Annotated in this window: 8 protein-coding genes; 5 read left to right on the forward strand and 3 right to left on the reverse strand. The window is 71.8% G+C overall.

The annotated features are described in order from the left end of the window. Positions 1 to 196 precede the first annotated feature (196 nt). The 3 genes from OO54_RS33875 to OO54_RS33885 all read left to right on the forward strand — a co-directional run bounded on the left by OO54_RS33875 (position 197) and on the right by OO54_RS33885 (position 5,498). Positions 197 to 1,447: a sensor histidine kinase gene (locus OO54_RS33875; protein ID WP_033210171.1), complete on the forward strand. Its 1,251-nt coding sequence runs from the start codon at positions 197 to 199 to the stop codon at positions 1,445 to 1,447. Continuing rightward, complete coding sequence (locus OO54_RS33880; protein ID WP_033210179.1) at positions 1,444 to 2,133, forward strand: response regulator; 690 nt, start codon at positions 1,444 to 1,446, stop codon at positions 2,131 to 2,133. The genes OO54_RS33875 and OO54_RS33880 overlap by 4 nt, the downstream gene beginning before the upstream one ends. Before the next feature lie 179 nt (positions 2,134 to 2,312). Then, positions 2,313 to 5,498, forward strand: a complete 3,186-nt coding sequence (locus OO54_RS33885) for an efflux RND transporter permease subunit (protein WP_033210183.1) — start codon at positions 2,313 to 2,315, stop codon at positions 5,496 to 5,498. Between the two features lie 76 nt (positions 5,499 to 5,574). Here the strand turns inward: OO54_RS33885 and nadA are convergent, their stop codons facing one another. Then, positions 5,575 to 6,753, reverse strand: a complete 1,179-nt coding sequence (gene nadA / locus OO54_RS33890; protein ID WP_033210186.1) for a quinolinate synthase NadA — start codon at positions 6,751 to 6,753, stop codon at positions 5,575 to 5,577. A 244-nt stretch (positions 6,754 to 6,997) separates the two neighbouring features. On the opposite strand from nadA, the gene OO54_RS33895 reads away from it, so the two are divergent. Then, positions 6,998 to 7,354 carry a HesB/IscA family protein gene (locus OO54_RS33895; protein WP_015033024.1) on the forward strand — a complete coding sequence of 119 codons (357 nt, stop codon included), beginning with the start codon at positions 6,998 to 7,000 and terminating at the stop codon, positions 7,352 to 7,354. A 73-nt stretch (positions 7,355 to 7,427) separates the two neighbouring features. Here the strand turns inward: OO54_RS33895 and OO54_RS33900 are convergent, their stop codons facing one another. Both OO54_RS33900 and OO54_RS33905 read right to left on the reverse strand, forming a co-directional pair. Beyond that, complete coding sequence (locus OO54_RS33900) at positions 7,428 to 8,885, reverse strand: hypothetical protein (RefSeq protein WP_033210188.1); 1,458 nt, start codon at positions 8,883 to 8,885, stop codon at positions 7,428 to 7,430. Positions 8,886 to 8,951: 66 nt separating this feature from the next. Then, a complete protein-coding gene (locus tag OO54_RS33905; protein ID WP_017238862.1) occupies positions 8,952 to 9,158 on the reverse strand; it encodes a hypothetical protein in 207 nt (68 codons plus the stop codon). Positions 9,159 to 9,288: 130 nt separating this feature from the next. Between OO54_RS33905 and OO54_RS33910 the strand changes: the two genes are divergently transcribed. Next, positions 9,289 to 10,263: a carbohydrate kinase family protein gene (locus OO54_RS33910; protein ID WP_033210191.1), complete on the forward strand. Its 975-nt coding sequence runs from the start codon at positions 9,289 to 9,291 to the stop codon at positions 10,261 to 10,263. Positions 10,264 to 10,462: the final 199 nt, after the last annotated feature.

Raw genomic sequence — 10,462 nt, forward strand, 5'->3', positions numbered from 1 at the left:
ACCACGTGGCCGGCGCCGCACCACGTGGCCGGCGCCGCACCACGTGGCCGGCGCCGCGCGGCCCGGGCCCGAGCGCGGTGCCCGATCGCGGCCCGCACTCCCGCCGCGTACTCCCGCGCCGCGCGGCCCGCGCCCGGTCGCGGCCCGCACCCCGCCCCGTACCCCCGCGGCGCGCCGCCCCGTACCGTTGTGCCCCGTGACCCCCACCGGCTCCTCCAACGGGACCCCGTACGTGCGTGTGCGTGACGGGTTCCGTGCCCACCCGCTGGCCTTCGACGCGGTGCTGGCGTTCGGCGTGCTCGTCTCCATGATCGCCGGGTCGTTCACCGACCCGCACGGGAGTCCGGACGGGCCGACGTTCGGCGACCACTCGCCGGACGTGTGGAGCGTGCTGATCATGGTCGCCGGGGCGGCCGCGCTGGTACTGCGAAGGCGCAACCCGTTCGCGGTGCTCTGCTTCACGGTGACGATCAGCCTCTTCGAACTGGTCAGCGACAACAGGCCGGCGCCGATCGCGATGAGCGCGGTCGTCGCGCTGTTCACGGTCGCCGCCCGCACCGACCGGCCCACCACCTGGCGGGTCGGCCTGGTCACGATGGCGGTGCTCACCGTCGCCGCCATGGCCTTCGGCCCGACGCACTGGTACGCGCAGGACAACCTCGGGGTGTTCGCCTGGACCGGCATGGCGGCCGCCGCGGGGGACGCCGTGCGCAGCCGCCGCGCGTTCGTCGACGCGATACGTGAACGGGCCGAGCGGGCCGAGCGCACCCGCGAGGAGGAGGCGGGCCGCCGGGTCGCCGAGGAGCGGCTGCGGATCGCCCGCGACCTCCACGACGTCGTCGCCCACCACATCGCGCTGGTCAACGTGCAGGCGGGCGTCGCCGCCCACGTCATGGACAAGCGCCCCGACCAGGCCAAGGAGGCCCTGTCGTACGTCCGTGAGGCGAGCCGCTCCGCGCTCGACGAGCTGCGCGCCACCGTCGGCCTGCTGCGCCAGTCCGGCGACCCCGAGGCGCCCACCGAACCCGCCCCGGGTCTCGCCGTCCTCGACGGACTGCTCGACAGCTTCCGGAAGGCCGGCCTCCCCGTCTCCGTCGCCGTGACCCGCGCCGACGGCGACAAGCCGCTGCCCGCGACCGTCGACCTGGCCGCGTACCGGATCGTGCAGGAGGCGCTCACCAACGTCCGCAAGCACGCGGGGCCGGACGCCGAGGCCGAGGTCAGCGTCGTCCGGGTCGGACGTACGGTCGAGATCACCGTCCTCGACAACGGCGCCCCGCGGACCGGCGCCGCGCAGCCCGAAGCCTCCGGCGGTCACGGCCTGCTCGGCATGCGCGAGCGGGTCGGCGCGCTCGGCGGCACCCTGACCGCCGCACCCCGGTACGGCGGAGGCTTCCGCGTCCAGGCGATACTGCCGGTGACGTCCCGCACGGGGGAGGACACATGACGATCCGGGTACTGCTCGCCGACGACCAGGCCCTGCTGCGCAGCGCGTTCAAGGTCCTGGTGGACTCCGAGCCGGACATGGAGGTCGTCGGGGAGGCCCCCGACGGCGCCGAGGCGGTCGCCCTCGCCCGCTCCGAGCGCCCCGACGTCGTCCTGATGGACATCCGCATGCCCGGCACGGACGGACTCGCCGCGACCCGCATGATCACCGCCGACCCTGAGCTCTCGGACGTGCGGATCGTCATGCTGACCACCTTCGAGGTCGACGAGTACGTCGTGCAGTCGCTGCGCGCCGGCGCCTCCGGTTTCCTCGGCAAGGGCGCCGAGCCGGACGAGCTGCTCGGCGCGATCCGGATCGCCCACGCCGGCGAGGCACTGCTCTCCCCGGCCGCCACCAAGGGCCTGATCGCCACCTTCCTCGCCCAGGGCGCGGGCGTGGACATCGGCGGCGAGGGCGGCAGGGCCCGCTCCGAACGCCTCGCCGCGCTGACCGCCCGCGAGCGCGAGGTCCTCGTCCTGGTCGCGGGCGGACTGTCGAACGACGAGATCGCCGAGCGGCTCGACGTCAGCCCCCTCACGGTGAAGACCCACGTCAACCGGACCATGGCGAAGCTGGGCGCCCGCGACCGGGCACAGCTGGTGGTCACCGCCTACGAATCGGGACTGGTACGGCCGCGGGTGGAGTGACCCGACACCACGGCGTACTCCAGACGCGGTACGCGCGGGATAAGGAAGTGCACCCGGGGGCCGAGGACTTCCGGCCTCCGATGGCCGATCGTGTAGGCGGGGGCGCCCCCGGCGGATCGAGCCGGGGTCCTGGCTGCTCCCGCCTGCCGACGAGTACGCCACAGAAGAGAGACCCCGCCATGTCCTGGCTGTCCAGATTCAGCCTCGCGCAACGGGCCCTGATCGGGCTGATGTCCATCGTCGCGATCGTGTTCGGGGCGATCGCGATCCCGCAGCTGAAGCAGCAACTGCTGCCCTCGATCGAGCTCCCCATGGTCTCGGTCCTCGCCCCGTACCAGGGCGCCTCTCCCGATGTGGTCGAGAAGCAGGTCGTCGAGCCGCTGGAGAACAACCTCGAGGCCGTCGACGGGCTCAAGTCGGTCACCTCCACCGCCTCCGAGGGCATGGCCGTCGTCATGGCCTCCTTCGACTACGGCGACGAGTCGACGAAGCAGCTCGTCGCCGACGTCCAGCAGGCCGTGAACCGCGCCCGCGCCCAGCTGCCCGACTCGGTCGACCCCCAGGTGATCGCGGGCTCGACGGACGACATGCCGACCGTCGTCCTCGCCGCCGCGTCCGACAAGGACCAGCAGGCCCTCGCCGACCAGCTGGAGCGGACCGTCGTGCCCGCCCTGGAGGGCATCGAGGGCGTCGGCCGGGTCGCCGTCAGCGGCGTCCAGGACCTCCAGGTCTCCGTCACCCCCGACGAGCGGAAGCTCGCCGCCGCCGGACTCACCACGATGAGGCTCGCCGAGGCCCTGCGCTCCGGCGCTGCCACGATGCCGGCGGGCGCCTTCTCGGAGGCCGGCAAGTCCCGCACGATCCGGATCGGCGGCGGCTACACCTCGCTGCGGCAGATCGAGGACCTGCGCATCCCGGCGGCCGTTCCCGGAAAGGGCAAGGCGGTCCGCCTCGGCGACGTCGCCACCGTGAAGCAGGAGGAGTCGCCGCGCGTCTCCCTCACCCGCACCAACGGCAAGCCCACCCTCGCCGTCATGGCCACCATGGACAAGGACGGCAGCGCCGTCGCCATCTCCGACGCGGTCGAGGAGAAGCTGCCCGAGCTGCGCCGCGACCTCGGCACGGGCGCCGAGCTCACCATCGTCTCCGACCAGGGACCGGCCGTCGCCAAGGCCGTCTCCGGGCTGACCACCGAGGGCGCGCTCGGCCTCGTCATGGCCGTCCTGGTGATCCTGGTCTTCCTCGCGTCGATCCGTTCGACCCTGGTGACCGCGGTATCCATCCCGCTCTCGGTCCTCCTCGCCCTCATCGTGCTGTGGACCCGCGACCTCTCGCTGAACATGCTGACGCTCGGCGCGCTCACCATCGCCATCGGCCGGGTCGTCGACGACTCGATCGTGGTCCTGGAGAACATCAAGCGTCACCTGGGCTACGGCGAGGAGCGCCAGAGCGCGATCCTCACCGCGGTCCGCGAGGTGGCGGGCGCCGTCACCTCCTCGACCCTCACCACCGTCGCCGTGTTCCTGCCGATCGGCCTGGTCGGCGGCATCGTCGGCGAGATGTTCGGCTCCTTCTCGCTGACGGTGACGGCGGCCCTGCTGGCCTCGCTGCTGGTCTCCCTGACCGTGGTCCCGGTCCTCTCGTACTGGTTCCTGCGCGCGCCCAAGGGCACGTCCGAGGACCCGGAGCAGGCCCGCCGCCTGGCCGAGGAGAAGGAGGAGAAGAGCCGTCTCCAGCGCGCGTACGTGCCGGTCCTGCGGTTCGCGACCAGGCGCCGGCTCACCAGCGTGGCCATCGCGCTCGCCGTGCTGGCCGGCACCGTCGGCATGGGCGGCCTCCTGAAGACGAACTTCTTCGAGCCCGGCGACCAGGAGGTGCTCAACATCCGGCAGGAGCTGGAGCCCGGCACCAGCCTGAGCGCCGCCGACGAGGCCGCGAAGAAGATCGAGAAGGTCCTCGCGGAGACCGACGGCGTCAAGGACTACCAGGTCACCGTCGGCTCCTCCGGCTTCATGGCGGCCTTCGGCGGCGCCACCGGCTCCCACCAGGCCTCCTACAAGGTCGGCCTGGAGGAGTCCGCCTCGTACGAGAAGACCCGTGACGCCATCGACACGGCGCTCGGCGCGCTCGACGGCATCGGCGACACCACGATCGCCGCGGGCGACGGCTTCGGCAACCAGGACCTGAGCGTGGTCGTGAAGGCCGCCGACCCGGAGGTCCTGAAGCAGGCCTCCGAGCAGGTCCGCACCGCGGTCGCCGAGCTGGCGGACGTCACCGACGTCCAGAGCGACCTCTCGCAGTCCGTCCCGCGCATCTCCGTGAAGGCGAACGACAAGGCCGCCGACTTCGGCCTCGACACCACCTCGCTCGGCGCGATCGTCGCCCAGGCCGTCCGCGGCACCCCGGCCGCCAAGGCGATCCTCGACGACAGCGAGCGCGACGTCCTCATCACCTCGGCGAAGCCGGCCACCACCCTGGCCGAGCTGAAGGCCCTGCCCGTCGGTCCGGCAAGGCTGGGCGACATCGCCTCCGTCGAGCTGGTCCCGGGCCCGGTCTCCATGACCCGGATCGACGGCGCCCGCTCCGCGACGGTCACGGCCAAGCCGACCGGTGACGACACCGGCGCGGTGGGCAACGCCCTCAAGCAGAGGATCGGCGAGCTCGACCTGCCGAAGGGCGCCACCGCCACCGTCGGCGGCGCCACGGAGGACCTGGAGGAGGCCCAGATCAACCTTCTCCTGGCGATGTTCGCGGCCGTCGCGATCGTCTTCATGCTGCTGGTGGCGACCTTCCGGTCGCTGATCCAGCCGCTGATCCTGCTGGTCTCGATCCCGTTCGCCGCGACGGGTGCCATCGGCCTGCTGGTGATCACCGGCACGGCGATGGGCGTCCCGGCGATGATCGGCATGCTGATGCTCATCGGCATCGTCGTCACCAACGCGATCGTCCTGATCGACCTGATCAACCAGTACCGGGCGCAGGGCCTGGGCGTCGTCGAAGCGGTGATCGAGGGCGGCCGCCACCGGCTCCGCCCGATCCTGATGACCGCCCTGGCGACGATCTTCGCCCTGCTGCCGATGGCCCTCGGCATCACCGGCGAGGGCGGTTTCATCGCCCAGCCGCTGGCCGTGGTGGTGATCGGCGGTCTGATCACGTCGACGCTGCTGACGCTGCTCCTCGTCCCGACGCTCTACGCGATGGTGGAGCTCCGCAAGGAGCGCCGTGCGAAGAAGAGGGCGGCGAAGAGGGGGGCCGAGAGCACCCTGACGAAGGGCGAGAAGGGCAAGAAGGGCGACGCGACGGACATCCCGGAGCAGCCGGACGTCACGCCGTTGGATGCCGGCCTGCTGGATCTCCTGGACTGAGTCCGGACGGCAGACGGAAGGGGCGCCCCGCGGGTCTTCGCGGGGCGCCCCTTCCGTCGTACGCGATGGAGAACCGTTACGGCAGAGCGAGCATCCGCTCCAGCGCGAGCTTCGCGAAGCTCTCCGTCTCCTTGTCGACCTGGATCTGGTTGACGAGGTTGCCCTCGGCGAGGGACTCCAGGGTCCACACCAGGTGCGGCAGGTCGATGCGGTTCATCGTCGAGCAGAAGCAGACCGTCTTGTCGAGGAAGACGATCTCCTTGCCCTGGTTGGCGTAACGGTTCGCCAGACGCCGGACCAGGTTCAGCTCCGTACCGATCGCCCACTTCGAGCCGGCCGGGGCCGCCTCCAGGGTGTTGATGATGTACTCGGTCGAGCCCACGTAGTCCGCGGCCGCGACGACCTCGTGCTTGCACTCGGGGTGGACGAGCACGTTCACGCCCGGGATGCGCTCGCGGACGTCGTTCACCGAGTCCAGCGAGAAGCGGCCGTGCACCGAGCAGTGGCCGCGCCACAGGATCATCTTGGCGGCACGCAGCTCCTCGACGGTCAGGCCGCCGTTCGGCTTGTGCGGGTTGTACAGCACGCAGTCGTCCAGGGACATGCCCATGTCGCGGACGGCGGTGTTGCGGCCCAGGTGCTGGTCCGGCAGGAACAGGACCTTCTCGCCCTGCTCGAAGGCCCAGTTCAGGGCCCGCTCGGCGTTGGACGAGGTGCAGATGGTGCCCCCGTGCTTGCCGGTGAAGGCCTTGATGTCGGCCGAGGAGTTCATGTACGAGACGGGCACGACCTGCTCGGCGACGCCGGCCTCGGTCAGCACGTCCCAGCACTCGGCGACCTGCTCGGCGGTGGCCATGTCGGCCATCGAGCAGCCGGCCGCCAGGTCGGGCAGCACGACCTTCTGGTCGTCGCCGGTGAGGATGTCCGCCGACTCCGCCATGAAGTGCACGCCGCAGAAGACGATGTACTCGGCCTCGGGCTTGGCCGCCGCGTCGCGGGCGAGCTTGAAGGAGTCGCCGGTGACGTCGGCGAACTGGATGACCTCGTCACGCTGGTAGTGGTGGCCGAGCACGAAGACCTTGTCCCCGAGCTTCTCCTTGGCCGCGCGGGCGCGCTCCACCAGGTCCGGGTCGGAGGGCGACGGCAGATCGCCGGGACACTCCACTCCGCGCTCGCTCTTCGGGTCGGCCTCGCGGCCGAGCAGGAGCAGGGCGAGCGGCGTCGGCTGCACATCCAGGGGCTGGGCGGTGGTCACGTCACGCACCCTTTCATTCGGGTCTTCGGGGAAACCTTTTCGTCTAAATGACGCTATCTATCATAACCGCTTCACGTCACGTTGACGATGTCCATAGTGTCGATGTGACGAATTCGCTGTCCGCGCTCCTGGACATGGTGTGCGAGCATGAAAGGAGAAACACCGCTCGCCCCGGAATGAATCCGGGACACCGCCGGTTGCAACCGTCGGCAAGCAGTCTCCGTACACACCGGGAGAGAAGCAGATGTCCGTATCGGACGAGAAGACCACTGTCAGCGACGGCATCCTCCTGTCCGACGCCGCCGCGGCCAAGGTCAAGGCCCTCCTCGACCAGGAAGGCCGCGAGGACCTGGCCCTGCGCGTCGCCGTTCAGCCCGGCGGCTGCTCCGGCCTGCGTTACCAGCTGTTCTTCGACGAGCGTTCGCTCGACGGCGATGTCGTGAAGGACTTCGACGGCGTCAAGGTCGTCACCGACCGCATGAGCGCCCCGTACCTCGGGGGTGCCTCGATCGACTTCGTCGACACGATCGAGAAGCAGGGCTTCACCATCGACAACCCGAACGCCACGGGCTCCTGCGCCTGCGGCGACTCGTTCAGCTAAGCCTGTACGCGCGTGAGGGCGGCGGCCCGGGACCTGGTCCCGGGCCGCCGCCCTCACGTGTGTTCCGGAGCCGTCAGCGGCGCGGCACCGGCTCCCCGCTCGCCGCGTCGATCACCGCCCGCGCGCCGAGCGGGTCCTCCAGCGCCACCGTCTTCGTGACCTCCACCGCCATGGCGACGCACACCCGGTCGGGATCGGCCGGAGCCTCCGACACCCGGACCATGACGCGCTCAGGGGTCTGCTGCGCCGTGACCGTGTACGTACTGCACACCCCGCCCCAGAAGGTGACCGTCAGCTTCCGGCCGCTCTCCTCCGTCCGGTACGACTCGACCTGCCGGACCGGCGCCGTACCCTCGGCCGGCGGCGGCGCCGTCACCGGCGGCGCCAGGTGCTCCGGGGCCACCGCCGTCTCCACCACCGTGTACGGCGCGCCGTCCGCCGGGTCCGCGGTGAACAGCCACGCCGGTACGAGCACCCGCTCACCCGCCACGTCCTGCGCCGCCAGACCGAACACCGCACCCGTCACCGGGACCTGCGTCGGCGGCGCCATGTCCACGATCGACTGGCAGGGCGCGGTCGGCTGCTCCGCGGTGCCGCCCTCCTTCACGGCGCCGTCCGTGGCGGCCGGCGGGTCCGTCGCGCAGCCACCGATCCCCACCGGACCCGTGCCCTTCGACTTCTCGTTCAGCCCTGCGAGCGCCTTGGCCGCCCCGATCACCGGGTACGTGGCCCCCGCGGCCGGCTCCTCGAGCATCCCGCTGCCGGCGACCGCCCGCCCGTCCGGCCCGATGTGCAGCCCCGTCGACCAGCCGTAGGTCGGCAGCCCGCCGACCAGCGGCTCGGCGTTGACCACCCGCACCGAGCCGTCCATGACCTGCGTCGCGGTCACCTTCGCGTCGTCCTGACCGAGCACCTTCAGGATCGGGGCGGCCGCCGCCTTCGCCGCCGCCTCGCTCACCGGCGAACCGCCGCGCGACGGCTTCGCCTCACCCGGCGGCGGGCACGCCTTGCCCTTGAGGCAGGTGTCGCCGACCGGACCACCGTCGTACCAGGAATACGTCCAGTTCCCCGGTGCCTTCCGTGCCACGTCGAGCCGCGGCCCCGAGCCGTCCTTCTCCGGACGGATCGTCCAGACCTCGCCCTCCAGAGCGGGGCGGCCGGAGACGCCCAGCGCTTCGGCCAGCCTGGTCACCTCCGCCGAGGTGACCAGGCCCTCGGGCCGGTGGACCGCGGCCGAGGAGGGCCCTTGGGGGAGCGGACCCTTGGCTGTGTAGACGGTCCCGTTGGGACCGCCGCCCGGATCGGGTTCACCCGGCGCGATCCCGGGACCGCCGCCGCTACCGCCCTCCAGGCGCAGCGGCGGCGGGGGGCCGGCCGCGTCCGCGACCTTCGCGCCCGCCCCGGACGGAGTGGCCTCGCCGGACGCCGTCGCGGCGAGATAGACCCCGCCGCCCCCGGCCAGCAGCACTCCCGCCGCCACCGAGGCGGCCAGGACGTTCCGTCGCCTCCGCACGTTCTCCGTACCGCTCACCGCAACGCTCCCTCGTCTCGATCGGACAGGGGTGGGACGGAGCGGAGGCGCGGACGGTTCCGTCCGTCAGCCGCCGTACTCGGCGGTGGCGTCGATCAGCCGCGCCGAGGAAGCCGGCACGACCACCCCGTGGATCAGCGCGGGCGAGACCGGCGCGGGAGCGGGGGAGACCGGGGCGACCCAGTGCGGGGCCATCCGAGCGCCGTCGCCGCACAGCTGCGCGAGGCTGAACTCGGACTCGTGTCGCTCGCGGGGAGCGGGGTAGGTGGTCATGGGCGCACCGTATGCACCCCACCACTCCGGAGAAAAGCCCTACTCTGGGGTAGTTTCCACTGTTCGGCAGCGCACCGCCCAACGGGTAGCGTGAACTGTCATTACCGCCTTCCCGCAGGAGCACCCCACCGTGCGTATCGCAGTCACCGGCTCCATCGCCACCGACCACCTCATGACCTTCCCCGGCCGGTTCGCCGACCAGCTCGTGGCCGACCAGCTCCACACGGTGTCCCTGTCCTTCCTCGTCGACAACCTGGACGTGCGCAGGGGAGGCGTCGCCGCCAACATCTGCTTCGGCATGGGACAGCTCGGCAGCCGCCCGGTCCTCGTCGGTGCCGCGGGCTTCGACTTCGACGAGTACCGCGCCTGGCTCGACCGCCACGGCGTCGACACCGGATCGGTGCGCATCTCCGAAGTCCTGCACACCGCCCGCTTCGTCTGCACCACGGACAAGGACCACAACCAGATCGGCTCCTTCTACACGGGCGCGATGAGCGAGGCCCGGCAGATCGAGCTGAAGGCCGTCGCCGACCGCGTGGGCGGCCTCGACCTCGTCCTCATCGGCGCCGACGACCCCGAGGCCATGCTCCGCCACACCGAGGAGTGCAAGACCCGGGAGATCCCCTTCGCCGCCGACTTCTCGCAGCAGATCGCCCGCATGGACGGCGAGGAGATCCGCACCCTCCTGGACGGCGCCACCTACCTCTTCTCCAACGAGTACGAGAAGGGCCTCATCGAGTCCAAGACCGGCTGGACCGACGCCGAGATCCTCTCCCGCGTCGGCCACCGGATCACCACCCTCGGCTCCCGCGGCGTCCGCATCGAGCGCGTCGGCGAGACCCCGATCGAGGTCGCCTGCCCCGAGGAGAACGCCAAGGTCGACCCGACCGGCGTCGGCGACGCCTTCCGCGCCGGCTTCCTCACCGGGCTCGCCTGGGGCGTCGGGCTCGAGAGCGCGGCGCAGCTCGGATGCATGCTCGCGACGCTCGTCATCGAGACGCTGGGCACCCAGGAGTACACGCTCGCGCGTGCCAACTTCATGGACCGCTTCACCAAGGCCTACGGCCACGCCGCCGCCACCGCCCTCCACCCCCACCTCTCCTAACCCCCTCACGGGCTGCGCCCCGCCCGTCGTGGGCACCGTCCCGCCGGGGCGGTGCCCACCCGCGCCCCCGCCGCGGGTTGCGCCCGCCGTTGTGCCCACCCGTTCCGCTGGGGCGGTGCCCACCCCCGCGCCTGCGGCCCCGCCTCGTTGTGGGATGCGCCGTGCGCTGTGGGCCCGTGCGCCCGCCCGTTGTGGGCAT

This window comes from Streptomyces wedmorensis, from assembly GCF_000716445.1.
Taxonomy (GTDB): Bacteria; Actinomycetota; Actinomycetes; order Streptomycetales; family Streptomycetaceae; genus Streptomyces; species Streptomyces wedmorensis.

What these genes read in the sequence shown, in the direction of transcription:
- OO54_RS33895 (WP_015033024.1), top strand. Translation starts at nt 6,998, where the DNA reads ATGTCCGTATCGGACGAGAAGACCACTGTCAGCGACGGCATCCTCCTG.
- OO54_RS33905 (WP_017238862.1), bottom strand. Translation starts at nt 9,158, where the DNA reads ATGACCACCTACCCCGCTCCCCGCGAGCGACACGAGTCCGAGTTCAGC.
- OO54_RS33885 (WP_033210183.1), top strand. Translation starts at nt 2,313, where the DNA reads ATGTCCTGGCTGTCCAGATTCAGCCTCGCGCAACGGGCCCTGATCGGG.
- OO54_RS33880 (WP_033210179.1), top strand. Translation starts at nt 1,444, where the DNA reads ATGACGATCCGGGTACTGCTCGCCGACGACCAGGCCCTGCTGCGCAGC.